Consider the following 26,692-nt stretch of genomic DNA (forward strand, 5'->3'; position numbering starts at 1 on the left):
CGTAAAAACGAACAAACGACCTATGGGTCGGAAGCCATCGTTCACATGCACAAAATCAAGACCCTACCGTCAAATCTTCAGCGAGCATGAGGGCGTTGCCATCAGGATCGTAAAAGGTTGCTGTCTTGACCATACCTTCGACCACATCGGTTTCCCCATCAAACTTCACTTTGGCCTGTTCCAATTTTTGACGGGCAGCGTCCAGATCGGCGATCCCAAAAACTGGAACACAGTTGCCGGGTATCGGCTTGGTATGTTCGCCAAGGCCGATTGTTACACCGTCAGTCATTGATTGGAGTTCCGACCAGCCTGCATCGTCCGCGTGATAGAGCGTCTTAAATCCGAGCATGCTTTCGTACCACTTGGCGCTCACATGACGATCTTTGACTGATAACGCGATAGTAATAGTTTCTTCCAACGAAATGAGCGGCATGATCTTTCCTTATATCTAAAAATATATTAACTATAATTTATGTACATTGCATCGTTTGTCAATATCGCCTCCAGGGCTTGGGCATTGCCAATTCTGTCAAATCTGTATGCAGGTGTTCCGGGGCGGCAGGCACCATTGCTGAACGCAACAGGAGCAAGCAGGACAGCATTTGCCCAAAGCATGGATCATCTTATCGAGATAGGATTATTGGAGCGAAACCCCGGTCACGGCCATCCACTCAGACCAGAGTTTAGACTTACCAAACTAGGAGTAAGTGCTGCAAAAATTGCAAACAAAGTTCAAAGCGTTGCCGGGGATGAAGATCAAAACTTGCTTCGTCGCTCATGGACATTGCCGGTTTTGGTATCGCTTCATTCACCGAGTCACTTCAATGATATCAAGCGCAAACTCCTGACGATTACAGATCGTGCTTTGTCTCAATCATTGAGATCAATGGAGGACAGAAATTGGGTGCAGCGTAGTGTGAACGATACAGCGCGTCCCCCGCGATCAATCTATAACGCTGTTAACACTGGTGGATTGATAAGTAGGATTACCGCGCCCGAAATAAGTTTTGTTCAGCAATGAGCGGCAGCAAAGCCCTGCACTGCACATTTTAACTTCGACCACAATCAAGGTCCGATCCGGGTTGGGAATGCTTGACGTGTGGATCAATATTACATGCCGCCTCTGCTCGATAGGATTCAGACACTCGCTACATCGAAACAAAATGCACGACGTTCCACCGCTGCGCCAAACTAATGGCATGTGGATTTGAAGGCTGACGCTTTGGGCGGTAGGACATGATCATACGAATGCGCCTGCTCTGTCTTGTGGCTGTACCATCGTTTTCCCGGTCAGTCGGGGTTGAACTCCCTTCCCGGATACACAACATATCCTCAAACATCCGGGGGACCCTATGCCAACACCGAATGACGCTGCGCTTGAGTTTCTACTGACCCGACGCTCGCGCCCTGCCAAGACGCTGACCGACCCGGTGCCCGGTCCCGACGACGTGCAGACACTGCTAAGGGCCGCTGCGCGTAGTCCTGATCACGGCAAACTGGAACCGTGGCGGTTTATGGTTCTAGAAGCCCCGGCTTTGCAACGTATGGCGCTTGAGGCCGAACAGCGTGGGAAATCCCTTGGGCTCGACCCAGACAAAAACGCCAAGAACGCAAAGATGTTCGCTGATGCGCAGCTTTCTGTGGCGGTTATTTCCTCTCCGAAACCTTCCGAAAAAATTCCGCAGATTGAGCAGACGCTGAGCGCAGGTGCCGTCTGTCTGGCTTTGCTGAACGCAGCACTGGCTGCGGGATGGGGGGCCAATTGGCTCAGCGGCTGGACATCGACGGATCGAGCGTTTTTGAAAGAGGTGCTGGGCCTTGCGCCACATGAATTCGTGGCTGGCTATATCCATCTGGGCACCGAGACCTCTGCCCCGCCAGAGCGGCCACGCCCGGACATCGATGCAATCACGACATGGGTTCGGGCATGATCGTCTCGGACTTTCTCAAAGCCCTTGGTCAAATTGGCGACTCCCGTTTCATGCGGGTTCTTCTGATGGGGCTTGGTCTGACAGTTGGGCTGCTTTTTGCGTTCACAGTGGTTTTCGTCTGGGCTGTCGGGCTGATTGTGCCGGACAGTTTCTCGATCCCGTGGGTCGGTGAGATCACGTGGATCGACAACGCCCTGAGCCTTGCTGTGATCCCGGTGATGTTTGTCGCGTCTATCTTTCTGATGGTCCCTGTGGCCTCTGCTTTTACCGGGTTTTTCCTTGATCAGATTGCTGATGCCGTTGAGGTAAAACACTACCCGAACCAGCCCCCGGTATCGCATGTTCCCATATCCGAAGCGTTGGGCGATTCCGCTCGATTTCTGGGACTATTGTTAGCGGTTAACCTTCTGGCACTGTTATTTTATATTTTCTTCGCACCGCTTGCGCCGCTGATTTTCTGGGGGGTCAACGGCCTGCTTCTTGGCCGCGAATATGCGCAACTGGTAGCCCAAAGGCGATTAGGGACTGCCGGGGCACGCGAATTTCGTAAACGCCACTTTCTTGAAATCTGGGTTGCCGGGACGCTGATGGCCATCCCGCTGAGCGTCCCCGTGATCAATCTTGTGGTGCCAATCCTTGGGGTTGCCAGCTTTACCCACCTTTTTCACAGGCTCAGCCGGGCTCAGCCGGACGGGTCCACCCACTGATACAGGTTGAAACGGTCCACCGTCAGGATGCCGTAAACAATCATCAGGCAGACCGGCACCCATATCAGCACTGTGACAATGGTGGTGATCAGGAATTTGCGTTTCATCTGTGGATTAGCCGGGGCTGAAGCCGGGGTGCCCGGCACCACATCCCCTGCGTCGCCCTGCGATTGCATGCGCAGTGGCAGCACGCAGAACAGCACCAGAAACCAGATCACTGCGAACACAACGAAGGCCGAGGTGATCGCCATTATGCTTGCTCCAACTCAACCAGCGTCCCGGTGAAATCCTTGGGGTGCAGAAACAACACCGGCTTGCCATGTGCGCCGATTTTCGGTTCACCCGAGCCCAGCACCCGCGCGCCGCTGGCTTTAAGCTGATCGCGCGCAGTCAGAATGTCATCCACCTCGTAGCAAATGTGATGAATCCCACCGGAAGGGTTCTTCTCCAGAAAGCCGTTGATCGGGCTGTCTTCGCCCAGCGGGTGCAGCAGCTCGATCTTGGTATTTGGCAACTCGATGAAGACAACCGTCACCCCATGATCCGGTTCCGCCTGAGGCGCACCAACTTTGGCGCCCAATGTGTCACGGTACTGAGCGCTTGCCGCGTCTAGATCGGGCACAGCAATTGCGACATGGTTCAGACGGCCAATCATAAGGCGAACTCCGCTTTTAACTCTTTCGCTGGTTATGGTCTGTGCATCGCGACACTGCAAGAGACGCACCGCCGCAGGGAAAACTTTGCCGCCGTTCATCTTCTGTTAGGCAAGTACGCTCAAATTTGACGCAACAACCGACTCACGTAGCCTTTGTGGAGAACATGATATGCCTGATGATCTGGGATGTATGACAATGAGCTTGCCTGCCACCGCTGCCCGACCGCTTCTGGGCCTTACTGTACTGGTGGTCGAAGACAGCCGGTTTGCGTCTGAAGCAGTGCGATTGATGTCAATCCGTTCCGGTGCACGCATCCGCAGGGCCGATAGTCTGGCCGCTGCGCATCGGCATTTGCAAGTCTACCGACCCTCTGTTGCCATTATCGATCTGGGATTGCCCGATGGTTCCGGCATTGATCTGATCCGCGATATCGCGTCAGAAGATCCCGTTGGCCGGCCCGTGATCCTTGCGACCAGCGGTGCTGACGGGGATGGTCACGACCAACACGCCCTAGAGGCCGGGGCGGATGCCTTTCTGGCCAAACCCATTGCTTCGCTTAGCGCGTTTCAGCATGCGATCCTGAAACACCTGCCGGAAGATAAACGCCCCAGCGGCCCAAGACTGGTGAATGACGAAATGATCAGCCCCGACCCGATTGCGCTTCGTGAAGACCTTGCTCATCTGGATGAGCTTTTGAATTCCGGCCCCGAAACGCTGCCTTATGTTGTGCCTTTTCTACAAGGCCTTGCCCGACTGGCAGCAGATAAGCAGTTGAAAGCTGCCGCTGACGGCCTTTCTGATGCCGTCGCCACGGATAAAGGTGTGAGTGGTGCAATCCGTATGACGCGCGAAATCCTTCAGGACCGTGTTCAGGAAAAAGAGCTAGTTTAAAGGATCACGGCTGACAAGCACCGGCGCGGTCAGCGCTGACAGGCTTTGGCGTTGCTGCCCGTCCGCATCGAAATTTTCCGATGCAAGCCACGTTTCAAACGCCGTTTTCAGGGCAGGCCATTCCTTGTCGATGCACCCGAACCACGCCGTATCCCGGTTGCGACCTTTATAGATCGTGGCTTGCCGGAACACGCCCTCATAGCTGAACCCAAAGCGTTGGGCCGCCCGCCGCGACCCCATATTCAGTGCGTCGCATTTCCATTCATACCGGCGATACCCCGCCTCGAACGCCCATTTCATCATCAAGAACATGGCTTCTGTTGCTGCACGGGTCCGCTGCAATTCCTGCGCAAAATTGATATGACCCACCTCGATCGAACCGGTCTCGGGTAAAATCCGCAGATAGGTGGCAACCCCACCCATGCGACCTGTTTCAAGCACGCGAACCGCATAGAAAAGCGGATCGCTGCTTGCGGCCATAGTTTTGACCCAGTCAGAATATTCCGCCACAGACGCAAACGGCCCATAGGGCAGGTAATCCCAGATCCCGTCATGAGCCGTATTCGCACGGTGCAGATCAGCGGCATGATCTAGGCTTAGACGCTCTAGCTGAACATAAGTCCCGCGCAGAACGGGGTCTGACGGTCTTGGAGGAACAGTCCAATTCGAGACCAGCGGCCCAAAACTCTTGGCCATGTTTGTTCACCCCTCGCTTAAATCAGATACGCCAGAAAGACGCGTGGAACTTTAATTACAATATTCCAAGACCAAACGATTACGTCGGTAAGCGCAACCTTAAAAGAACAGATTTTACAACTGGGATGTGGGCAATTTTTGAAGCACCTTCAGGACCCACCGGACCCTGAAGGTAAGGATTGATCCGTCGGGTTAATCGAGACCCATGCAGCTTGCATAGTAGCTGACAGTCGCAGGCCAATCGCTGAAGATGCCGACGACGCCCACGTCCTTGGCCAGAACGTCAATCAGCTCATACATGACACCATCACCTGTGGTCGCATCGGTGATCGTCTGATAATACCAGCCACCCCCCGTGTTCAGCGGGCCTGAACGTTCAATGGTCCAGGTGATGATCTTCAACCCTGCAGCTTTCGCGGCTTGCGCATAGGCAGACGGGACAATCTTGCCGTCTTCCAGCGTGACCAGCACCCATTGCGGCGGAGCGATGTAGTTCACGCCCATTTCTTTCAGCTCTTCCATGGAATGAGCCCATGTCGCGGGATCTGATGGCGACCAGCCGTCAATGTCATAACTGTCATCGAGATAGACGGCCTGTTTTCCGAAGTCTGGCTCTGCTTTGATCCAATAGAGAATGTCGTCCAGCTCAAAACTCTGCGGCCAAACATCAGATGCAGGGATACCGGCGGCTTTGTATTCATCGATCATCTTCTGAGCATAATCTTCCTGCGAAAACCCATCGAAGGGCATATCAACAGCAGGGCTTTTCAGCTCTGGCGTGAACTTCACACCAAGGTCTTTGAACAGAGCGATGCTTTCGGCATGGGTCATCAGTGTACCGCCGTTTGCCGCATAAAGATCGGTACGCCAATTTGCGGTGCCGTCCATATATGCCTCAACCGTCGTGGCGGTTGCATCGGCGGCATCCATCTTGCCGGTCAAGCTTCGAAAATCAGCCAGTGTGATGTCAGACGTCCGGCATTCGGCGGCGGCTTCCGTATCGCCTGCGGCCGGAGTGAAACCTGCCGTGCAATTTGGTGACAACTCGGTGGCAAGGATATCGGTGGTGGTATGCAAGTCGTCTTGTGCGTGACGGCAAACCAGTTCCTTATCCTTGGTAAACGTCACATCACATTCCATGATGCCAGCCCCCATGCGCACCCCGGCAGTGTAGCTTTCGACGGTATGTTCAGGGAATTGCAGCGGCGCACCGCGATGGCCGATAGAGAAGTTTGTCCGCTTGACCGGATCACCGGCGCAAGAGAGCAGTTTTTCCTTCAACGCGCCATCTTGCATCTGGTCAATCAGGTAGAGCGGGCGAGGCCCAACTTCTATCGTATCGGCGGATACGGGCATGGCCATTAACGTGCAGGCGACAAGAAGACTATTGGATTTCAGGGACATAGGCAGAACCTTTTTACAGAGTATTGACCTTGCCCAAAGATAGCGAATTTTCTAAAGTTTCGTAACCGCTATATGAAGATTTGGCGACAACGCTGCCTTTGCTGGGCGGGTTTTGGCCCAGATCAAAAGCGCGATCAGGACAAGCAATATGCTTGCCAGAAGCAAGAGGCCTTTGATCATTCGTAGCGCGCCTTATCGAAGCAATTGAAGTTCATTTGAACACCGCAGCGGTCCATTTGAGTCTAATCTTTTAGCTCGCCTTCTTGGCCGTCGCCTTCTTCTTCGTCGCAGCTTTCTTCTTGGGCGCTGCTCGTTTCTTACCACCTTTGGCTTGTTTCTCGGCAATCAGGATCACGGCTTCATCCACAGTCATTTTCTCAACATCCATGGTTTTGGGAACAGTCGCATTGACCTTACCCCATTTGACATATGGTCCGTATTTGCCGTCCATAACGCTAACCTGCCCGCCTTCGTCCGGGTGTTCCCCCATATCACGCAAGGTTTTCGCAGGCGCACCGCGCCCACCACGGGACGCAACTTTTTGTGCCAACAGCTCAACCGCACGGTTCATGCCAACAGTAAAAACATCCTCGATCGTTTCGAGATTGGCGTTGGTTCCACCCCGGTCAGACGTGCTTTCAGCGTGTTTCAAATAAGGCCCATAACGACCGATATTGGACCAGACCATAACGCCATCTTCAGGATGCGGACCGATAGCGCGTGGTAGGGAAAGCAATTTCAGCGCCTGCTCCAGCTCAACCTCTTCAGGGGGCCATTCTTTTGGGATGGACTGGCGGGGCGGCTTTTTGTTGTCATCTGTGACCTCGCCGCGCTGTACATAAGGGCCAAAGCGGCCTTTATGGACCCAGATTTTGTCGCCTGCATCTTCGCCAAGCAGTTTGCCTTCAGGTGGGATTGCGCTGCCATCATCGGCACCGGGGGGGCCAAAGGGACGGGTGTATTTACACTCAGGATAGTTTGAACAGCCAATAAACGCCCCGCCTGAGCGCGCCGTCCGCATAGAGAGACGGCCTGCACCGCAATTAGGGCAAAGACGTGGGTCCGTTCCATCTTCATTTGGTGGAAAAATATGAGGTGCCAGAACTTCGTTCAGCTTTTCCAGAACTTCGGTGATCGACAAATCCATCGCCTCGGCGATAGCGACCGAGAAGTCGGACCAGAAGCGGCTCAGGACATTCTTATAATCCCGCGAGCCTGCGGAAACATCGTCAAGCTCTGCCTCCAAGGCTGCTGTGAAGTCATATTCCACATATTTGCGGAAGAAGTTGCTTAGGAAAACCGTGACCAAACGGCCTTTATCTTCGGGGATCAGGCGGTTTTTATCCTTACGTACATAATCACGGTCCTGAATCGTTGTCACGATCGACGCATATGTCGAAGGACGCCCGATACCAAGCTCTTCCATCCGCTTGACAAGTGTGGCCTCGGTGTAGCGGGGCGGCGGTTGGGTGAAATGCTGCTCGGGCGTGATGGATTTCTTTGCTGCGCCTTCGCCTTGGGCGATTTGCGGCAGGCTTTTGTCATCATCATCAATGACCGCATCGTCACGACCTTCTTCATAGACCTTGAGAAAGCCATCGAAGATCATCACCTGACCGGATGCACGCAATTCTACCTGCTCATCCGCTGAGCCAACGATCACTGTTGTGCGCTCCATCCGGGCGGCTGCCATTTGAGAGGCGATAGTTCGCTTGTAGATCAGATCATAAAGCTTGCGCTGGTCGGCATCGGAAATTTTCAGTGAGGCAGCATTCTGCATCATATCCGTCGGGCGAATACATTCATGTGCCTCTTGCGCGTTTTTAGCCTTGTTTTTATACATGCGCGGGCTGTCAGGAACGTAGTCTTTGCCATATTTCGACGCGATGGCGTCGCGGGCAGCATGAACGGCTTCGGGGGCCATATCGATGCCATCAGTCCGCATATAAGTAATGTAGCCGGCCTCATAAAGCCGCTGGGCCGCAGACATGGTCTGACGCGCACCCATGCTAAATTTGCGGGATGCCTCTTGCTGCAAGGTTGATGTCATGAAAGGCGCAGCAGGATTGCGGTTTGCTGGTTTGGCCTCGACTGATTTCACACTCAGATCGCGGCTGTTGACCGCCTGAACGGCAAGCTCGGCTGCCGTTTCATTGGCGATGTCAAACTTATCAAGCTTCTTGCCACCCAACACGGTCAGCCGCGCCTCATAATCCTGACTGCGCGGCGTCGACAGCATCGCCTTAACGCTCCAGTATTCCTGAGCGATGAATTTCTCGATCTCCATCTCGCGGTCAACGATCAGGCGCAGGCATACCGATTGCACCCGCCCTGCGGATTTTGCGCCGGGCAGACGTCGCCAAAGAACAGGGGACAGCTTGAAGCCCACCAGATAATCCAAAGCGCGACGGGCAAGATAGGCATGAACCAGCGGTTCATCCACCTGACGGGGATTTTTCATCGCTTCGGTGACGGCAGATTTAGTGATGGCGTTGAATACAACACGGCTGACGGGCGTATCTTTCTTTAGCACTTTGCGGTTGCGCAGGGCTTCCTCAAGGTGCCATGAAATCGCCTCTCCCTCGCGGTCGGGGTCCGTGGCGAGGATCAGGCTGTTGTCGTCTTTCAGAGCGTCCGCAATGGCTTTGACGTGTTTTTTCGAGTCGGACGCAACCTCCCATTTCATGTCGAAATCAGCGTCCGGATCAACCGATCCATCCTTGGGTGGCAGGTCACGCACATGGCCGTAAGAGGCAAGAACCGTATAGTCAGAGCCCAAATACTTGTTGATTGTCTTGGCCTTAGCGGGTGATTCCACAACGACTACGGGCATAAATTACCTCTGAAAAATATGGTATCTCTGGCGGGGATACATGGGGTTGGACTGGCAGTGATGTCAACAGTCCTGCGTCACAATAGTGCAGCGCAATCAATCTTCAGCTCATTCAGACACGGATTTGCCATGAATGTTACGTAAGGTTGAAGCGCGTCAAGGATGAAATCCTCTGTTGTGAAAGCTATATATAACTCATGCGTATGCTTGCCTTTATATTCATGCTTCTGCCCGGTGCGGCTGCTGCCGATTGCGTCGTGCTTCTGCATGGGTTGGCGCGCAGCTCGCTATCACTGACTGTGATGCAAGAAACGCTGGAGGTTGCCGGGTATCAAGTGGTCAATCCTGATTATCCCTCGACCAGTGAAACGATCCACGATCTGGCCAACAGCACTATCCCCACCGCGATTGCGGAATGCGACAGCAATACCCCTATTCACTTCGTGACCCATTCCATGGGGGGTATAATGGTGCGTGCGTGGATGAAGGATCATGACCTTGACACACTTGGTCGTGTCGTCATGCTGGCCCCACCCAATCACGGGTCAGAATTAGTAGATAATCTGGGCGACCTCGACCCGTTCTTTTGGGCCAATGGCCCAGCAGGGCTTGAGCTGCATACCGGCCCGGATTCTGTGCCGAATACGCTGGGGCCAGTTACGTTTGAACTTGGCGTAATTGCCGGAACGCAAAGTCTGAACCTGATTTATTCGTCGATGATACCGGGGCGCGATGATGGTAAAGTGTCGGTCAAAAGCACTGAAGTCGAAGGTATGAAAGAACATCTGGTGCTGCCTGTGACCCATACGCTGATGATGAACTCCCCCATTGTTGTTGCGCAGACTGTTCGCTTTCTGGAAGAGGGCGTGTTCGTGCAAAACATGTCAATTTTCGACGTGGTCACAGATGTCACCGACGCTGTGACGGAGTAGAAAGCCCGCTGTCATCATAGCGGTTGGATTGTCACAATTTGTCCACGTGAACTATTGCCCTTGGATATGCAGTCCTGCTATATGCACGGCGTCGATCATACGTGAGCGACAAAAACAAGGTTGCCGCCTTAGCTCAGTTGGTTAGAGCGCTTGATTGTGGATCAAGAGGTCCCTGGTTCGAGACCAGGAGGTGGTACCAAAAAAATCAAATACTTAGAATGAGTTCTAAAAAGTTTTAGCTGGATAAGTGATCTGATACAGCCTGTAGGCTATTGTCTGTGCAGAACCTATCAAACTCCGCGACTGCCTGATGTATCTCAAATAATGCATGCTGCTGTTTATTCCGGAGCCCAGCGATCAAAACCACTGAACCATGGGGCCCTTATCCGCGGCGCGAGGGGTCATATAGACGGCGGGGATACGCCCGCTGTCTATATGTGTCGTCTGCTTGTGAGACCGTAAAACCCCCAAAGCAGCCTACACCCTTCTACTCCTTCATTCCGAATAGGATATCGTACCTAAATCCCTGCAAATATCAGGAAAACGCCTCGGGGCAAGCTTCGCGCGCCATGTGATCCAGCACGGCATTGACGAATTTGGGCTCTTTTCCCTCTGGAAAGAAGGCTTTGGCCACATCAACAAACTCAACGATCACAACCTTTGGTGGGGTCCCGCCTGACACAAGCTCGGCCCCAGCGGCGCGGAACAAAGCGCGCAGGGTCGGGTCAATGCGGTCAATCGGCCATTTCGCCACCAGCGCCCGGTCGGTCATCTGATCGATCTGCGACTGATCTGCGATCGCCCCCTCCAGCAGGTCGCGGAACGTGTCCACATCGCCTTCGGCCATCTCGACACCCTCATAAACCGCGCCAAAGCGATGGTCTTCAAATTCGGCTCGGACGGCATCAATGCTCTGGTTGGAATGCTCCATCTGGAACAGTGCCTGCACCGCATAAAGCCGTGCCGCAGATTTCATCTGCCGCTTTTGGTTGCCGGAAACGCTCATGCAGTTTTGGGGCCTTCTGTATCGCCAGCAATCAGAATGGTTTCAGGGGTTGGCTTGAAACCGATACCTTTGGATTGCGCGCCGTATTTGCGCTGAAGTGCTATCAGATGCAAGGCTGCCGCAGCGGCACCGCCGCCTTTGTTCTGATCTTTAGGGTCCGCGCGGACCACAGCCTGCGTCCGGTTCTCGACGGTCAGGATGCCATTGCCAATGTTGGCCCCGTCCAGCCCAAGCAACATCAACCCGTGCGAGCTGTCATTGCAGACCGTGTCATAATGGGTCGTCTCGCCACGAATGATACAGCCAAGAGCCACAAAACCGTCGAAGTTGGACTGCCGGTGCGCGATGCGAATAGCTGGTGGAATTTCCAGCGCGCCCGGCACCTCCACCACTTCGCAGGTGGCATCGGCCTTGTCGCATTCGGCTCGCGCGCCCGCCAGCAGGTTATCGGCGATATCCTTGTAGTAAGGCGAGACCACAATCAGCAGTTTGACAGGTTTGTCGAATGTCGGCGTCTCCAGGACGTGGTGCGTTTCTTGTCCGGCCATTTATCCAAGCTCCGATATTTTGCGTGTCCCGACGATTTCCAGCCCGTAAGCATCAAGGCCCACAACTTTGGGCGTGGGGGAGTTCGTTAGCAATATCATTTTCGAAACACCAAGGGATGACAATATTTGCGCGCCAAGCCCGTATTGACGCAAGGTTTGCGGTGATACGCCCTCATTTGCAGACAGTTTCATGTGCAGATCGCGCAGCAGGACCAAAACGCCCCGGCCTTCCTTGGCAATAATATTCATCGCGTCCGAGAATTCAAACGCGCGCCCTGAAGGACCGGTGCCAACCATATCAAGCAGCGGGTCCAGCGCGTGCATGCGCACCAGCACAGGGTTGCCATCATCAATATCGCCCTTGATCAGCGCTATATGTTCAGCGCCTTGTGTCTCATCCGTATAGATACGTAGCTTCCAGTCGCCCCCGAATTCGGACGTTATGGTTTCCTCATCGCGCACACGCACCAGATTGTCATGGCGGCGTCTGTAAGCGATCAGATCGCTGATCGTGCCAATTTTCAGGTTATGCCGCTGCGCAAAGGCCACCAGATCCGGCAGTCGCGCCATGGTGCCGTCTTCGTTCATGATTTCGCATATAACGCCGGACGGGTTTAGCCCCGCCAGACGAGACACATCCACGGCCGCCTCGGTATGGCCTGCGCGGACCAAAACGCCACCCTCACGCGCACGTAGGGGAAACACATGACCGGGCGTCGCAATATCTGCGGCACCTTTCGACGGATCAATCGCCACAGCAACCGTGCGTGCGCGATCATGGGCGGAAATACCTGTCGTCACACCTTCTCGCGCTTCAATAGAGATGGTGAATGCCGTTTCATGGCGCGAAGAGTTATAAGATGCCATCAAAGGCAGGCCCAACGCGTCAATCCGGTCACCCGGCAAGGTCAGACAGATCAATCCACGGCCGTGTGTGGCCATGAAATTGATCACCTCGGGCGTGGCCATCTGAGCGGGAATAACCAGATCGCCTTCATTCTCGCGATCCTCATGATCCACCAGAATGAAAATGCGCCCATTGCGGGCATCATCGATAATTTCCTCTACCGAGGAGATGGCATCGGAATAGTCGATGTCAGTCATGAAGCACCCTCTGCACCTGCTTCCGTGGCAGATAGCCCAAGGTCGCCGGATTGGAAAGGGGGTGGGCGAATGCTTGTTTTGTGGAATAGCAGGCGGTGTTGATCTGCGTGGACTTTTATTCTGAGCTTTATCGGGGGATCAGTCGGCAGTTCTTATTTGGGTGCCGAGCGATGCTAATTTGATAGTGACAGGTTAGACAAAGCGATACTTTGCCAATCACCATCGACTACCAAAAAAGCTAAACATAGCCATAGCTAGAGAAGGGGTAGATAATGCCAGAAATTCCAATAAGGTCGTTCTTTGCTTCGCTTGTCGCCGTCCGAGAAACTGAGGCACGGCATGAGGTGCTTTTGCTAAAAAGAACACAGACTTTAATAGGCGAGTGGTGTCAGATCGCGGGAAGTATTGAAGAAGGTGAAACAGCTTGGCAGACTGCACTACGTGAACTTGATGAAGAGACTGGTCTAAAGCCTGACGCTTTATATTCTGCCGATACTTGTGAGCAATTCTATGAAGCGGACCGTGATGCGATTACCATTGCGCCTGTATTTGTCGCATTCATCGACAGTGCTGCGGATGTATCCTTAAATCACGAACACAGCGAATACCGATGGGTGGGTTTCGAGGAAGCTATAGAAATGGTCGCCTTTGGGGGGCAAAGACGAGTATTGAGTTGGATTGAAGACGAGTTTGTTAAAAGAAGCCCGAGCAAGCACCTTCTGATCAAAGGTAGTTAGGTCTTGAAAATTTTGGTGTACCTTTAGAAATTGACATAAAGTAATTTCGCTACCGTCCTCATTAAACGCCTCGCCGCAATCTTCACTACAGAATTACCCCAACACAAAATACCGGTCTGCGCTGAGGTAGCCGGCCAGTTTTCCGGCATCGGACCAATAGCGTTCCAGTGTTGTGTCGCCAATGACAAGAACGCCGTCGCGGGGCATGTCTGCCTGATGCAGCGGCTCAAGCACCTTGGCGCGGATGTCAGACCAGGCGGCGGCAAAATGTGGGGCAGGGCCGCAGGAAATGTTCCGGTCCAGCCCTGCTTGCAGGGATTGTGCAAAAGCATCAGGGGCCAGCGGGGCGTGCACCAGCGCGGCAAGTTTAGTATCGCGCAAAGCGCTCAGCGCTGTGCGGCGGCTTTCCGGCAAGGATTGCCCCTCGCGCAGCAGTCTCAGCGCGTTATTCGAGAACAGGAAACCAACCACATCGCGGCCCGTCGAGGCACGCACGGAGGCATAGGTTTTATAGGTCAAACCCAGCTCTTTCGCGCGACGGACGCGGGTGCGCAGTATCTCTATGGGCAGGGTTGGCAGCAGATCGGCCCGCGCTTTTGACCAGCAATGTTTGCGCCAGCGGGCACCCGGTTCCAGCGTCGGGCCATTATTGTGACCCGGCCCGGTCATGCTGCGTAATCCTGAAGCCGTGCGACGTAGCGGGCCATTGTGTCAACTTCCAGATTTACACGGTCGCCAACCTTCGTATCCCCCCAATTCGTGGCGCTTTTCGTATGAGGGATGAAATTGATACCAAAGACTGCGCCTTGCACTTCATTGACAGTGAGGGACGTCCCGTTCAGCGCAACGGACCCTTTCGGGGCAATGAACTTTGCAAGAGGCTCGGGCGCGCGAAATTGCACGCGGGTGCTGTCGCCTTCATCATGCATCGAGATCACCTCGGCCACACCATCCACATGGCCCGAAACGATATGCCCGCCCAATTCGTCCCCGACCTTCAAGGCACGTTCCAGATTGATGCGGCTGCCAATTGTCCAATCACCGATATTGGTTTTCGAGACGCTTTCAGCCGATATTTCGACGTCAAACCAACCTGTATCAGACATCCCACGTTCAATCACCGTCAGGCAGACGCCGTTACAGGCGATCGAGGCACCGATCTCGATGCCGTCAGGATCATACGTTGTGCTCAGGCGTGCACGCAGATCGCCGCGCTGTTTCAGCTCGGTCACTGTCGCAATATCGGTGATGATCCCGGTAAACATCGCGTCCCCTTTTGCCATTTGCCCAGACCTAGCGCGCACTAACGAATGCTGCAAGAACTCCCTAGATTTAACACAAATTACATGTTTTCTTCACAAAGCTGTTCTGACTCCACAGGATTGGCCAATAAACGGAATGCGATGACAGTCTCGGGACACGGCAAAACCTATTTGTTCCTACAAGGGCCGCATGGCCCTTTCTTCTACAGGCTTGGGCAAATGCTGCAGGCAGCCGGGGCTGATATCTGGCGCGTCGGGTTCAATAAGGGCGACGATGCGTTCTGGTTCAACAATAACTGCTACATTCCTTTCACCGATCCGCAGGACGACTGGCCGGACCGGGTGCGCGCACTTTTTGCCGAGAAGGGTATCACTGACATCGTCCTTTATGGCGATACACGCCCAATACATGCCCAAGCGATCAAGGCCGCGCGCGAAAGCAACATCAGGATTCATGTGTTCGAGGAAGGCTATCTGCGCCCCTATTGGGTGACGTATGAGCGCGACGGGTCCAACGGCCATTCTCGCCTGATGGATATGAGTGTCGATGACATGCGCAAAGCGCTTGAGGGTTTGGATCTTGAGCTGACCAATCCGCCCGGTCATTGGGGGGATATGCGCCAGCACATCTTCTATGGCGCGCTTTACCACTATTTTGTGTTCCTACGGAATGGAAAATACCGCAACTTCCACCCACACAGAGCACTGACTGTGACACAGGAATTCAAGATTTATCTGCGCCGCCTGCTCTTTATGCCCTTCACGGCTCTGGACCGTGGGATTGCCACGTTTCGGATCAAGAATGGTGGTTTTCCTTATCATTTGGCCTTGCTGCAACTGGAACATGACGCCAGTTTTCAGCAGCATTCTCCATTTTCGACCCTGTCCGAGTTCCTGCAAACCGTTATTCAGGGCTTTGCCGAAGGCGCGCCGGGTCATCATCATCTGGTGTTCAAGGCCCACCCCCTTGAGGACGGACGTGTCCCATTGCGGCGCGACATCAGGCGTCTTGCAAAGGTGTATAACGTCTCGAACCGGGTGCATTACGTGCGCGGCGGTAAGCTTGCCGCCCTTCTGGATACGGCTCGCAGTGCAGTTACGGTAAACTCGACCGCAGCCCAGCAAGTGCTCTGGCGCGGACTTCCGCTTAAGGTCTTCGGGGATGCTGTTTATAATAAACCGGAGTTTGTATCGTCCCAACCCTTGCCACAATTTTTCGCTATGCCAACACGGTCAGATAGCCAGGCATACAGGGCTTATAGGCATTATCTCCTTGAAACTTCACAGATTCCTGGTGGTTACTACTCGACCAGAGGGCGCAAACAATTGCTGCGTCAGGTTGTTGATATGATTCTGAGCAGCGAAGACCCCTATGATGCCCTAAAATCCGGCACTGCGACGCCACGGCAACAGTTATATGTCGCAAACTGACACAAGGACTATCATTTTTCGTTTAATTCGATAGGGATATTTGATTAAGTTCAATGGAATCTATGTAGTGGGGTATTCCAAGTGAATAGGCGAGTTTCCAAGAGTGTGCGTATTTGCACTCTGCTTTTGACAATAACTGCGGTTGCGGCGTGTGGTTTACCACGTTCGGGGCCCAGTAAACGTGAGATTTATTCTGGCTCTGTCCAGAAATCTGGCGATGCGTTCGTCGTTGCGGTCAATAATCACGTGACCAGAACCACAAACTTGCAACCTGCCCTTGGGTTTTCACGCGAATTCCTGAATGCGGGCGTTTTGGGTTCTGATACAATCAGGCCCGGTGATGTTCTGGGCCTATCCGTTTGGGAAAATGTTGATGATGGCCTGCTAACTTCGGAAGGTGCCAGCGCGACAGTTCTTGAAGAAGTACAGGTTGACGGTGATGGCTTCATCTTTGTGCCCTATGCGGGTCGCATCAAAGCCGCTGGAAATACACCTGAGGCTTTGCGCCGTGTAATCACCGGTAAGCTGGACACCCAGACCCCTGATCCGCAGGTCAGTGTAAACCGTGTGGCGGGTGATGGTGCAACTGTTTCGCTGGTCGGCGGTATTGGCGCGCAGGGCGTGTATCCAATCGACAGACCAACACGTAAACTATCTGCCATGCTGGCGCGCGCCGGTGGCATTACAATAGAGCCGGAAGTCGCACAGATCACTGTCCTTCGGGGGGGCAACGCAGCAAAATCTGGTTCGAGGATCTGTACACAAACCCGCAGCTTGATATTGCCCTGCGCGGTCAGGACCGCGTTCTTGTGGAAGAAGACACTCGGACATTTACTGTACTTGGGGCCACAGGCACGCAAAGCCGTGTCGATTTTCTCAAGCGGGAACTTTCTGCGATTGAAGCATTAGCACAAGTTGGTGGGCTAAGTTCCTCCCTTGCGGACCCGAAAGGTATATTCGTGTTCCGCGATGAGCCCGCACATATTGCCAACAAAGTTCTACGGCGCACTGACCTTAACGGCCACAAGCGTTTTGCCTATGTACTTGATCTGACAGAACCTACCGGCATGTTCGACGCCCGTGATTTTCAAATCCGCGATGGGGACACAATCTATGTCACCGAAGCGCCGTTTGTCACATGGGATAAGACGATCTCGGCGCTGACGGGTTCGCTTGCATCTGTTGATGCCGCGACGACTATTGGTGATGGTGGCTAACGTAATACCGCAAGACCCTTCAGGGGACGCACAACATCGCCAGCGGCTCTATTACTTCAATGCGGGTTTTCTGCAGCAAGCGCGCGTGCGCCGGATCATGGAGCTTGCCGGCTATGACCTGACCCTTGGCAAACCAGGCGAAGGCGACAAGATCGCGGTCTGGGGCAAAAGCCCCACCTCCGGTCGCGGCGAGGCGGTTGCTGACTACACGGATGCAAGCCTTGTTCATGTGGAGGATGCGTTTTTGCGGTCGGTCCGTTCCGGCCGCTCGGGGAGCCGCCAGTTGGGCTGACCATCGACCACCAACGCCCTTACTTTGATAGCTCTGGGCCCTCTGATCTGGAAACGCTTCTGGCGACGGGTCCGGTTGATGACGGTGCCATTCTGTCCCGCGCCCGTGATGCAATGGCGCGCCTGAAACACCTGCATATCTCAAAATACAATGCCTACCCCTTGACCGCCCCGCTGCCCGAACCGGGCTACGTTCTGGTGCTTGATCAGACCAAAGACGACGCATCGGTTAAATATGGGGGTGGCAACAAAGCGCTTTTTCTGGAGATGCTGGTTTTCGCGCAGGAAGAGCATCCCGGTGCGCGCATCGTGATCAAATCGCACCCCGATACGACCGCCGGTCATAGACCCGGCCATTACGGGCCCGAGCATACAAGTGATTTGATCACGCTGCTGACCGAGCCTGTTTCGCCCTATGCGCTGATGGAAGGCGCAATTGCGGTGTACACGGTGAGTTCAGGCATGGGCTTTGAAGCTATCCTGGCGGATCACCGCCCCGTTGTGTTTGGCCAGCCGTTTTATGGCGGGTGGGGTCTGACGGATGACCGTTTCCCAGTGGCACGCCGCGAGCGCAAACTGACACGGGCGCAACTTTTCGGGTTGGCCATGATCCAATATCCCCATTGGTACGATCCTTACCGCGATCAGCTTTGCGAGATTGAGGATGTGATCGCCACGTTAGAGGCACAAGCGCGTGCCTACAGGCAGGATCATACTGGCCATGTTGCCTTTGGCATGCGGCTCTGGAAGCGCGGACCTTTGCAAAAGATGTTCGGGCAATCCGGGCAAACTGTGCAATTCGTCTCAAATCAGACCAAGGCTGTGACGGCTGCCAAGGACAAATCGCTTCTGGTCTGGGCCAGTCAGGAACCACAGGGCCTTGCGGGTCAGGCACTGGATCAGGATATTCCGCTTCTGCGTGTCGAGGATGGCTTTCTGCGATCGCGCGGTCTTGGGGCTGATCTCGTTGCGCCTCTGTCTTTGGTCACAGATGATCAGGGGATATATTATGATGCAACGCGCCGGAGCCAGCTGGATGGTCTGATTGCCGCGTCTCTGGCTTTGCCGGAAGCCGAGCTTTACCGGGCAGAACGTCTGCGGCGCGCCATCCTCCAAGCGGGCATTACGAAATATAATCTCGACGGTGATGTGCCAGCATTTGATCCGGGCGAACGCGAAGTCATACTTGTTCCGGGACAAGTTGAAGATGACGCCTCTATCCACCTTGGAACGCAGAGTATCAAAACCAACACTGCACTGCTGGAAGCCGTCAGGCATGATCACCCGGACGCATTCATCCTTTATAAACCGCACCCTGATGTGGAGGCGGGTTTGCGCAGTGGCGCAATCGACGCAAAAGCTGCCGATCTTGTCGCCCAACAAAGCGATCCGAATGCCCTGCTGAGCCGTTGTGACCGGGTTTGCACCATGACGTCACTGCTTGGCTTCGAGGCGCTTTTGCGGGGCTTACCTGTCAGTTGCTATGGCGCCCCGTTTTATGCGGGATGGGGTCTGACGGATGACCGTGTGGACACACCTGTCTGGCGGGACGCCCGTCCCACGCTGGATCAACTGACCCACGCAACACTTATCGGGTATCCGCGTTACTTTGATCCCGTCACCCAGCTACCTTGCCCGCCTGAAGTGATTATCGACCGGCTGCGCAAGGGGGATATTCCCAAACGTAGTGCGGCGAACCGGCTTTTGGCCAAAGCACAGGGGGTATTTTCCAGCTATGCCTATCTGTGGCGGTGAAATTCGTGGACCTCACTCAAGCCGGCCTTTCATAGCGTCCGTCAGATCTTCGTAATAGCCAATAAACTTGGCCGCACCATCGAATTCCTGACATAGCCTTGGGATCGTTACCGCAGAGAAATGTTCGGGATCAATATCAGGCCAGTTGTCTTTTTGTGACCTGATCAAATCGGCTGCTTCATCATTGCGCCCCAGTTTGCTGAGCAGCATCGCGTGTCGCATGAACGTATAGGGGACCTGGAATATCTGCGCAGCACGTTCTTCGGCCTCAAGCGCAAGTTCATATTCATCTCGGTAAGCATGGAGCCATCCGATCCAGGTCAGTGTCAGCCAGCGGATCGGATTGTCGCTGGACAGGGATTGGTCAAACATGATTGCCGTTTCGACAACGTCATCCGGCGCAGCGGCGCATGTATAGGGCAGGACGCCGTCCAGGAACCGTGCCAGCGTATGGCTGGGGTCCAGCTCAATGACACGCTGCATCGTGGCTGTCGCTTCTCTTATACGACCCAGATGCCATTGGGATTGCGCAACATTGAAAACGACATTTACATCAGATGCGGAAAGCTCCATCGCCCGGCGCGCACTGTCTCGCGCTTCCTGCAATGCAGCCTCTGTGTTGGAGGGGCCGTTCATGTTCGCAAGATAAGCCAGCTTGTCTGCCAACACCGAATAGGCCGCGCCAAATTCAGGGGATTTCCGGATAGCGAGCCGCGCTAGGTCAATCCGCTCCTGTTCCCAATTCACTGCATTCGTGGCCGGGCCCGGCACCCATGTCGCCATCATAAAGAGTTGCTGAGCGGAAAGTGTCTTCGGATCACGGGACTCCAGCGCGATTTTGGAAGCCCCGAATATCTGGACACGCAGTTCGCGCGCGATGGCGCTGACCGCTCTTGTCCGGTCTTCGCTGATCTGATCCGGGATCGCCTCAAACACGCGGGCCCAAACGACCGTTCTTGTCTTGGCATTGCTCAGCTCAATGGAAACGCGTTTTCCTGTGTCTGAGGCTTGAACGCTACCAGTTACGGTAAAATCAGCTTGCAGAGCGGTCGCGTCTGGTTCTGTCGCATTGGATGAAATGACTGCGATGGCTTTATTCCGCGACAAGATTGCGCGCAGCTCTCTCACAAGACCAGACGATTCGCTACGATCGTCCGCTGGTTCAAAATCACGGACCGCAACAACGATGGACATAGAGTTGTTTGGCGTTTGTATCGCCGTGCTGTCCTGACGCGTAACATAGAGATATGATGTGATTGCCGATCCGATTGCGACCAAACATAACAGCCCGATTACCAGCATCTGACGAGATACCCATCTGGTCTGTGGGACAACCGCTGCATTTTGGGGCTGTAGGGAAGTTGTGGATGTAGTCGCTTCCTCGAAAACGGGGCGATATGTCCCTTTCGGGATTACAATTCTGACGGGATCATCCGCGCCTTCATCGGCATAATACTGTGTGAGCGCTGACCGAAGCCTGCCCATGCTGGTACGCACACTGGGATCTGTCTGTGGGTCGAACGTGTCTGGCTTACCCAAAGCGAAAACGCCAATGGAGTATGCTTTCAGATGATCGCCACGCCCTTCTAGCTCTTCAATGACAACGTAGTTGAGTATTTTCTGAAGAACTGAAGCAGCCTTAAAGCCACCAGACTCCAACACTCTGGACAGGGAAGTCCTTATTTTTCCCTCGTTCAAACCGTTACTCCACAACACACAATAAGCATCATAGCATTACCCGCTGCAGTGCGTGAATAATTTTCTTCAAGGTAGAAGATCGGCAAGGGATGACAGCCCGTGCGAATGCGATTTTCGCTACAACAAAGCTTCGAAGGTAAGGTTTCCAAACCGCCGCGAAGCCAGATTCTCTGATGGCGCAAGGTATTTAAGATTTTGTTAATAAATGATATTATTTCAAAATTACACGTATCATACCGTATCATCGTTGTTTGGGCTTATCCGGGGTGGGATTATCGCTTTGGAAGTATCGTTTTTAAATGTCTTGTCTGAGAGTTGTCATACTAAAGCCCTGAATGCTGTGCATGACATGTCTCAGGAGGCCGCCAACCTAAAGAGTGTTACCGATGACCCAAGTTGTAGAACTTTCGAAAAGCGCACCAATCGTAACTGGCTGCGTGAAATGGTTTGATATTAAACGCGGCCTTGGTTTTGTCGTCAGCGATGAGTCTGACGAAGATATCCTGCTGCATGCCAATATTATACGAAGCTTCGGGCAAAGCTCGGTCTCACCGGGCAGTATTGTGCGGATCAGTGTGCGTCGCGGCGACCGGGGACTTCAGGCGACGAAGCTCTATTCGGTAGAGCCGCCTGAACCGGAAACAGATAGCATACACGTTTTGTCAGAAGCAGGTGATGCCACTGCAAGCGACCTGACGCCGGCACGTATCAAGTGGTTTGAGAACGTTAAGGGTTTTGGCTTTGCCAATGCGTTTGGGGAAGAAGATGATATCTTCATCCATGCCCAAGTCCTGCAATCCTGTGGGTATTCCACGGTCGAACCAGGTGAAGCTGTAAGCCTGCGCATCGCCGATGGTGAGCGGGGCAAAATTGCTCTGGAAGTTCGCCCGTGGGATTTTAGAGCGTCTCAGCCCTAGCCTGAGATATCCTGCAGTCTATTATCACTCAATCTCAACGGTCTTTCCATACAGATCGTCGTCTATCAACAGATGCATTCAGCACGTTCCGGGTCGCGCGGTTCAGGTGGTCCGGTTAAGACTGAGGTGTCTTTTCTATAACTGGAACTGTTGTAATGCGCTTTTTTCCCTACGATCAAACCTATGTCGATCATATCCGCGCGGATGGTGTGGATGTCTATGGCAACCCTGCTGAACATGCCTTGTCAGACGGGCAGGGTAAGCCCTGTCGATCTTGCCTTGAAAATATCCCCAAAGGCGCTGCGATGCTTATCCTTGCGGCAAGACCTTTTCCGGGGCTTGATGCATATGCTGAAACTGGCCCGATTTTCCTGTGTGCAGATGCCTGCACGCCTCATAAGGGCGATGATGTCCCGCCAATTCTGACCACGTCGCCGGACTACCTTCTTAAAGCCTATGGCGCAGATCATCGGATTATCTATGGCACGGGTCAGATAACGCCATCAGATCAGATCGAAGGTTACGCAAACATGCTTTTTGGCCGCGGTGAGGTTGCTTATGTTGATGTTCGCTCGGCCCGGAATAATTGCTTTTTGACAAGGATCACCGCTGGCCAGCCATAAAGGCGGTGTAATCACTCAAGCTCGACGGTTTGGCGCAATGTGCCGGTGGTGCGGTCGTAGATCAGGATCTGGTTTGTTTCTGTCACAACCGCATACCATTCGGTGCCTTGGGTGAAAGCCGTGGCAACCGCCCCGTCGGGCAGGGTGATGCTGTCAGGTAAAGTCAGGGCAGGGGCCTGCAATCTGATGACAACCAGCCCGATCAGCACTACAAGGCCCAGGATCATCACCGCGGTCAGGGTTGTTACCAGCCGCCGTAGAAACTTCAGATTGGCGGGCTCGTCACCCGGAGCGTTATCCATGTCAGACCCTTTGCATCTTGTGCGGATTACAATATCAGAAAATCCGTCCGCGCGCCTTGATAAGGCATTGGCCGAGAGCGCACCAGCAGATGCGTCGCTCAGCCGGTCGCGTCTGGCCCGGTTGATTGCCGAAGGGGCCGTATCCTACGCCGGACAGGTGGTCATGGACGCCAAAGCCAAGGTAGCCGCCGGACAGGTTTGGGATGTCGCCATCGCTGCCTCGGAAGAGATCGCAGCACAGCCCGAGGACATACCGCTTGATGTGATCTATGAAGATGACGCGCTGATCGTGGTGAACAAGCCAGCGGGGATGGTGGTGCACCCGGCCCCCGGATCGCCCACCAGTACGTTGGTCAATGCGTTGCTCTATCATTGTGCCGATACTCTGTCAGGTATCGGGGGCGAAAAGCGCCCCGGTATTGTGCACCGGATCGATAAGGACACTTCGGGCCTGCTGGTGGTCGCCAAATCTGACGTGGCCCATCACGGGCTTGCCAAGCAGTTCGAAAAACACACCGTTGAGCGCCACTATCTGGCGCTGGCTTACGGCGTGCCGGATGCCGCTGATCCCCGCCTGACAGGGCTTGCCGGTGTTGGGTTCGAGGCGGGCAATATCCTGCGGATCAATGCCAATCTGGCGCGACACAAGACTGACCGTCAACGACAAGCAGTGGTTAAGAATGCCGGTCGCCACGCCATTACACGCGCGCGCGTTTTGCAGCGCTTTGGTACGCCGCCGGTGTTGTCCCTGCTGGAATGCTGGCTGGAAACAGGTCGCACCCACCAAATCCGGGTGCATATGGCCTATGCGGGCCATGCGTTGGTAGGTGATCCGGTCTATGGCGGACGGCGCAAATTGACAAAAACAGCCTTGTCAGAAGCCGCGCAGGATGCGGTGAAAGCCTTCCCTCGGCAGGCCCTTCATGCGGCCACATTGGGATTTGAACATCCAGTTTCGGGGGAAATAATGCAATTCGAAGCGCCTTTGCCGCCGGACTTTCAGAGGATGTTGAACGTATTGAGACCTTGAAACAAAACACATATTAATGTGAAAATAACATTAAAACGGTTATTTCCGGCTGATTTTGCCTTATTTTCTTAAGTGTTTCGCACTCTATCATCGGCAAACCACCCGGAAATCTTGAAACTGAACCGTGTCGTTCATAATTAATGTTAAGCGAATAAACACTAGAAGGGGCAATGTATGGCAAATTACGGTAATCTGCCGGCTCCATCGCCGGAACAGGGTCTTAGCAGATATTTGCAGGAAATCCGCAAGTTTCCGATGTTGGAGCCTGAAGAAGAATACATGCTGGCCAAAGCATGGGTCGAAAACGAGGATACGGACGCAGCCCATAAGATGGTGACGTCACACCTGCGTTTGGCGGCAAAAATCGCCATGGGGTATCGCGGCTATGGCTTGCCGCAGGCCGAGGTAATCTCGGAAGCCAATGTTGGCTTGATGCAAGCGGTCAAGAAGTTTGATCCCGAGAAAGGGTTCCGCCTTGCGACTTATGCAATGTGGTGGATCAGGGCATCGATTCAGGAATATGTCCTGCGGTCCTGGAGCATGGTAAAACTTGGCACCACGTCTGCACAGAAGAAGCTGTTTTTCAACCTTCGTAAGGCAAAATCGCGCATTGGTGCGCTTGAAGATGGCGATCTGCGGCCGGAGCATGTGGAAAAAATCGCCCATGATCTGAATGTGAGCGAAGACGAAGTGATCTCGATGAACCGCCGCTTGTCGGGTGGGGATGCGTCCTTGAATGCGGTTGTGTCCTCGGATGGCGAAGGTACGGCGCAGTGGCAAGATTGGCTGGAAGACGAAGATGCCGATCAGGCCTCGGATTATGAAGCAAAGGACGAGCTGGAAAGCCGCCGCGAATTGCTGGCCGAGGCAATGGACGTGCTGAATGATCGTGAGAAGGACATTCTGGTTCAGCGTCGCCTGAAAGAAAAAGCTGTCACGTTAGAGGAACTGTCAGGTCAGTACAGTGTCAGCCGCGAACGCATCCGTCAGATCGAGGTTCGTGCCTTCGAGAAGTTGCAAAAACGCATGCGCGATCTGGCGAAAGAAAAAGGGATGCTGGTCGACGCCTGACCCAATGCATTCTTTCAAACCTGCAAAACCCGCCCTTTCGGCGGGTTTTTTTCTGGGTTACCGTCCGGTTAAAACCGGAGAAACATCATGTCAAACACAGTCAACTGGGGCATTCTTGGCGCGGCGAACTTTGCCAAAGAACATATGGGTCCGGCCATTCACAGCGCTAGGGGCGCACGTCTTGCGGCACTGGCGACGTCAAACCCGGATAAGGCCAGCGCGTTTCAGGCCTTTTGCCCTGATCTGCGTCTGCACAACAGCTATGACGATCTGCTGACCGATCCTGCGATTGATGCAGTTTACATCCCCCTGCCGAATACGATGCATGTGGAGTGGGCGGAAAAGGCGTTGAAAGCCGGCAAGCATGTGCTTTGCGAAAAACCCATTGCGATGCAAGCGGACCAGATAGACCGCCTGATCACGCTGCGCGATGAGACAGGCCTTCTGGCAGCCGAGGCGTATATGATCGTCCACCATCCGCAATGGCAACGTGTGCGCGATCTGGTTCAGGGCGGCTCCATCGGCGCGCTGGCTCATATCACCGTGGCGTTTACCTTTGACAACCGTGACCCGCATAACATCCGCAACCGCGCTGATCTGGGCGGTGGGGCCTTGCCTGATATCGGCGTCTACGCCACCGGCTGCGCACGCTATGTGACGGGGCATGAAGGTACGAACATCAGCGCTCAGATCGATTGGCAAAACGACGTTGATGTGATGAGCCGCTTCACCGCGCAGTTCGAACATGCCAGCTATTCGGCCTATATCTCGACCCGGATGCACCCCTATCAGGAAGTCACCTTTCATGGCGATAAAGGCGTTATTCGTTTGACTGCTCCGTTCAACGCGAATGTTTATGACGTGGCCCGGTTTGAATTGCACCGGAACGGCCTGAACATCAGTACTGAGCGGTTTCCGACCGACAATCACTATGTGCATCAGGTAGAGGCCTTCTGCAAATCCGTGCGTGACGGCGCGGATTTTCCATGGAGCCTTGAGGACGCCAAAGGCACGCAGGCCATGATCGATGCGGTCTATGCGGCAGACAAGCACCGCACGCAGGTCTAACGCTTCCTAAACCCCTTGCGGCTAAAAACGCCTCCGACGTCGAAAATCGTGGTTCTTGGATCCCGCACCGGTTTGGCACCCGCGCTTTGGGGGCATCTGAATAATCATGCATGACGGGGTATTTGCCCCACAAGATGCGGGGGTAAAACCCTGTCCGGCATTACCGCAACCGGCGGCGCCGCCTTATTTCTATAAACAGGTCTTGGTAAAGATCGGCCTGCCTTTCCCTCAAGAGACACTCTATACTCCGCGCGCAAGCGTTGCGGGCCAATTGTGGCATCTGGAAACAATCGTTTCCTATAATGGCCCCAATTCCTCCCCGAAGTGACCATTTTGTCCTGTTTTAAGACAAGCTGAGAGAGATCAGGGTCTCTCTGTTACTGGAGGGGAAATTATGAACACTACTGCAAACACCCGCATCATGGACGCTGGCGATATTGATCTGTGGATGCACCAAGCTGCCAATCGCCGCGCAAGACCGGAAGCATCGCCACTATGGCAACTACATGTCATCCTTGCCGATGTTATGGACCATGGAAAACGCCATCACCACACAGGCAGCGTCAGATAAGAGACACCGGA

The 26,692-nt window shown here is 54.1% G+C and carries 25 protein-coding genes, 1 tRNA gene and 3 pseudogenes; 16 read left to right on the plus strand and 13 right to left on the minus strand.

What is annotated here, in order from left to right:
- Positions 1-55 precede the first annotated feature (55 nt).
- Positions 56-433, minus strand: coding sequence for a VOC family protein (locus ACZ1HF_RS00110; protein WP_472655604.1), 378 nt, complete (start codon positions 431-433; stop codon positions 56-58).
- A 39-nt stretch (positions 434-472) separates the two neighbouring features.
- On the opposite strand from ACZ1HF_RS00110, the gene ACZ1HF_RS00115 reads away from it, so the two are divergent.
- From ACZ1HF_RS00115 to ACZ1HF_RS00125, 3 genes are all read left to right on the plus strand, one after another.
- Complete coding sequence (locus ACZ1HF_RS00115) at positions 473-1,021, plus strand: winged helix-turn-helix transcriptional regulator (protein WP_472655605.1); 549 nt, start codon at positions 473-475, stop codon at positions 1,019-1,021.
- Positions 1,022-1,352: 331 nt separating this feature from the next.
- A complete protein-coding gene (locus tag ACZ1HF_RS00120; protein ID WP_472655606.1) occupies positions 1,353-1,931 on the plus strand; it encodes a nitroreductase family protein in 579 nt (192 codons plus the stop codon).
- Positions 1,928-2,638: an EI24 domain-containing protein gene (locus ACZ1HF_RS00125; protein ID WP_472655607.1), complete on the plus strand. Its 711-nt coding sequence runs from the start codon at positions 1,928-1,930 to the stop codon at positions 2,636-2,638. Before ACZ1HF_RS00120 ends, ACZ1HF_RS00125 begins: the two co-directional genes overlap by 4 nt.
- On the opposite strand, the gene ACZ1HF_RS00130 is transcribed toward ACZ1HF_RS00125, so the two are convergent.
- Positions 2,614-2,889 (minus strand): DUF1467 family protein, encoded by a 276-nt coding sequence (locus tag ACZ1HF_RS00130; protein WP_472655608.1) that lies wholly within the window; start codon positions 2,887-2,889, stop codon positions 2,614-2,616. The genes ACZ1HF_RS00125 and ACZ1HF_RS00130 overlap by 25 nt on opposite strands.
- The gene (gene mce / locus ACZ1HF_RS00135; RefSeq protein WP_472655609.1) at positions 2,889-3,293 is read right to left on the minus strand and encodes a methylmalonyl-CoA epimerase; all 405 of its coding nucleotides are present in this window, start codon (positions 3,291-3,293) and stop codon (positions 2,889-2,891) included. Before mce ends, ACZ1HF_RS00130 begins: the two co-directional genes overlap by 1 nt.
- A 169-nt stretch (positions 3,294-3,462) precedes the next feature.
- Between mce and ACZ1HF_RS00140 the strand changes: the two genes are divergently transcribed.
- Positions 3,463-4,185, plus strand: coding sequence for a response regulator (locus tag ACZ1HF_RS00140; protein WP_472655610.1), 723 nt, complete (start codon positions 3,463-3,465; stop codon positions 4,183-4,185).
- 216 nt (positions 4,186-4,401) lie between these two features.
- Here the strand turns inward: ACZ1HF_RS00140 and ACZ1HF_RS00145 are convergent.
- From ACZ1HF_RS00145 to topA, 3 genes and pseudogenes are all read right to left on the minus strand, one after another.
- A pseudogene (locus ACZ1HF_RS00145) lies at positions 4,402-4,881 on the minus strand (GNAT family N-acetyltransferase); the annotation flags it as partial.
- 192 nt (positions 4,882-5,073) lie between these two features.
- On the minus strand, positions 5,074-6,285 hold the full coding sequence (locus tag ACZ1HF_RS00150) for a glycerophosphodiester phosphodiesterase family protein (RefSeq protein ID WP_472655611.1): 1,212 nt from the start codon (positions 6,283-6,285) through the stop codon (positions 5,074-5,076).
- A 250-nt stretch (positions 6,286-6,535) separates the two neighbouring features.
- Entirely contained in the window at positions 6,536-9,118 is a 2,583-nt protein-coding gene (gene topA, locus ACZ1HF_RS00155; RefSeq protein ID WP_472655612.1) for a type I DNA topoisomerase, read from the minus strand.
- Positions 9,119-9,315: 197 nt separating this feature from the next.
- Here topA and ACZ1HF_RS00160 point away from each other — a divergent pair, with 197 nt between their 5' ends.
- On the plus strand, positions 9,316-10,050 hold the full coding sequence (locus ACZ1HF_RS00160; RefSeq protein ID WP_472655613.1) for an alpha/beta fold hydrolase: 735 nt from the start codon (positions 9,316-9,318) through the stop codon (positions 10,048-10,050).
- Between the two features lie 122 nt (positions 10,051-10,172).
- Positions 10,173-10,249, plus strand: a tRNA-His gene (locus tag ACZ1HF_RS00165).
- Positions 10,250-10,585: 336 nt separating this feature from the next.
- Here the strand turns inward: ACZ1HF_RS00165 and nusB are convergent.
- Genes nusB through ribB form a run of 3 tightly spaced genes read right to left on the minus strand, consistent with a single transcriptional unit; the run spans position 10,586 to position 12,708 of the window.
- Positions 10,586-11,056 (minus strand): transcription antitermination factor NusB, encoded by a 471-nt coding sequence (nusB, locus tag ACZ1HF_RS00170; protein WP_472655614.1) that lies wholly within the window; start codon positions 11,054-11,056, stop codon positions 10,586-10,588.
- The gene (locus ACZ1HF_RS00175; RefSeq protein ID WP_472655615.1) at positions 11,053-11,604 is read right to left on the minus strand and encodes a 6,7-dimethyl-8-ribityllumazine synthase; all 552 of its coding nucleotides are present in this window, start codon (positions 11,602-11,604) and stop codon (positions 11,053-11,055) included. Before ACZ1HF_RS00175 ends, nusB begins: the two co-directional genes overlap by 4 nt.
- Positions 11,605-12,708, minus strand: a complete 1,104-nt coding sequence (gene ribB, locus ACZ1HF_RS00180) for a 3,4-dihydroxy-2-butanone-4-phosphate synthase (protein WP_472655616.1) — start codon at positions 12,706-12,708, stop codon at positions 11,605-11,607.
- Between the two features lie 272 nt (positions 12,709-12,980).
- On the opposite strand from ribB, the gene ACZ1HF_RS00185 reads away from it, so the two are divergent.
- Positions 12,981-13,445: an NUDIX hydrolase gene (locus tag ACZ1HF_RS00185; protein WP_472655617.1), complete on the plus strand. Its 465-nt coding sequence runs from the start codon at positions 12,981-12,983 to the stop codon at positions 13,443-13,445.
- 93 nt (positions 13,446-13,538) lie between these two features.
- On the opposite strand, the gene ACZ1HF_RS00190 is transcribed toward ACZ1HF_RS00185, so the two are convergent.
- Both ACZ1HF_RS00190 and ACZ1HF_RS00195 read right to left on the minus strand, forming a co-directional pair.
- Complete coding sequence (locus ACZ1HF_RS00190; RefSeq protein ID WP_472655618.1) at positions 13,539-14,114, minus strand: hypothetical protein; 576 nt, start codon at positions 14,112-14,114, stop codon at positions 13,539-13,541.
- Complete coding sequence (locus tag ACZ1HF_RS00195; RefSeq protein ID WP_472658939.1) at positions 14,111-14,710, minus strand: riboflavin synthase; 600 nt, start codon at positions 14,708-14,710, stop codon at positions 14,111-14,113. Before ACZ1HF_RS00195 ends, ACZ1HF_RS00190 begins: the two co-directional genes overlap by 4 nt.
- Positions 14,711-14,848: 138 nt before the next feature.
- On the opposite strand from ACZ1HF_RS00195, the gene ACZ1HF_RS00200 reads away from it, so the two are divergent.
- From ACZ1HF_RS00200 to ACZ1HF_RS00210, 3 genes and pseudogenes are all read left to right on the plus strand, one after another.
- Positions 14,849-16,138: a capsule biosynthesis protein gene (locus ACZ1HF_RS00200; protein ID WP_472655619.1), complete on the plus strand. Its 1,290-nt coding sequence runs from the start codon at positions 14,849-14,851 to the stop codon at positions 16,136-16,138.
- Between the two features lie 105 nt (positions 16,139-16,243).
- Positions 16,244-17,355: pseudogene (locus tag ACZ1HF_RS00205) on the plus strand (polysaccharide biosynthesis/export family protein).
- Positions 17,345-19,401, plus strand: a pseudogene (locus ACZ1HF_RS00210) (capsular polysaccharide biosynthesis protein). The pseudogenes ACZ1HF_RS00205 and ACZ1HF_RS00210 overlap by 11 nt, the downstream one beginning before the upstream one ends.
- A 12-nt stretch (positions 19,402-19,413) precedes the next feature.
- Here ACZ1HF_RS00210 and ACZ1HF_RS00215 read toward each other — a convergent pair.
- Positions 19,414-21,099, minus strand: a complete 1,686-nt coding sequence (locus tag ACZ1HF_RS00215; protein ID WP_472655620.1) for a hypothetical protein — start codon at positions 21,097-21,099, stop codon at positions 19,414-19,416.
- Positions 21,100-21,485: 386 nt separating this feature from the next.
- Here ACZ1HF_RS00215 and ACZ1HF_RS00220 point away from each other — a divergent pair, with 386 nt between their 5' ends.
- Both ACZ1HF_RS00220 and ACZ1HF_RS00225 read left to right on the plus strand, forming a co-directional pair.
- Entirely contained in the window at positions 21,486-22,016 is a 531-nt protein-coding gene (locus ACZ1HF_RS00220) for a cold-shock protein (protein WP_472655621.1), read from the plus strand.
- Positions 22,017-22,171: 155 nt separating this feature from the next.
- The gene (locus tag ACZ1HF_RS00225; RefSeq protein WP_472655622.1) at positions 22,172-22,639 is read left to right on the plus strand and encodes a DUF1203 domain-containing protein; all 468 of its coding nucleotides are present in this window, start codon (positions 22,172-22,174) and stop codon (positions 22,637-22,639) included.
- 11 nt (positions 22,640-22,650) lie between these two features.
- Here the strand turns inward: ACZ1HF_RS00225 and ACZ1HF_RS00230 are convergent, their stop codons facing one another.
- Positions 22,651-22,941, minus strand: coding sequence for a DUF6476 family protein (locus tag ACZ1HF_RS00230; RefSeq protein ID WP_472655623.1), 291 nt, complete (start codon positions 22,939-22,941; stop codon positions 22,651-22,653).
- Between ACZ1HF_RS00230 and ACZ1HF_RS00235 the strand changes: the two genes are divergently transcribed.
- From ACZ1HF_RS00235 to ACZ1HF_RS00250, 4 genes are all read left to right on the plus strand, one after another.
- A complete protein-coding gene (locus ACZ1HF_RS00235; protein WP_472655624.1) occupies positions 22,940-23,971 on the plus strand; it encodes an RluA family pseudouridine synthase in 1,032 nt (343 codons plus the stop codon). The genes ACZ1HF_RS00230 and ACZ1HF_RS00235 overlap by 2 nt on opposite strands.
- A 174-nt stretch (positions 23,972-24,145) precedes the next feature.
- Positions 24,146-25,042 (plus strand): RNA polymerase sigma factor RpoH, encoded by an 897-nt coding sequence (gene rpoH, locus ACZ1HF_RS00240; RefSeq protein ID WP_472655625.1) that lies wholly within the window; start codon positions 24,146-24,148, stop codon positions 25,040-25,042.
- A gap of 87 nt (positions 25,043-25,129) precedes the next feature.
- A complete protein-coding gene (locus ACZ1HF_RS00245) occupies positions 25,130-26,110 on the plus strand; it encodes a Gfo/Idh/MocA family protein (RefSeq protein ID WP_472655626.1) in 981 nt (326 codons plus the stop codon).
- Positions 26,111-26,504: 394 nt separating this feature from the next.
- On the plus strand, positions 26,505-26,681 hold the full coding sequence (locus tag ACZ1HF_RS00250) for a hypothetical protein (RefSeq protein WP_472655627.1): 177 nt from the start codon (positions 26,505-26,507) through the stop codon (positions 26,679-26,681).
- Positions 26,682-26,692 lie beyond the last annotated feature (11 nt).

The organism is Litoreibacter sp. GN1-5, assembly GCF_055693805.1.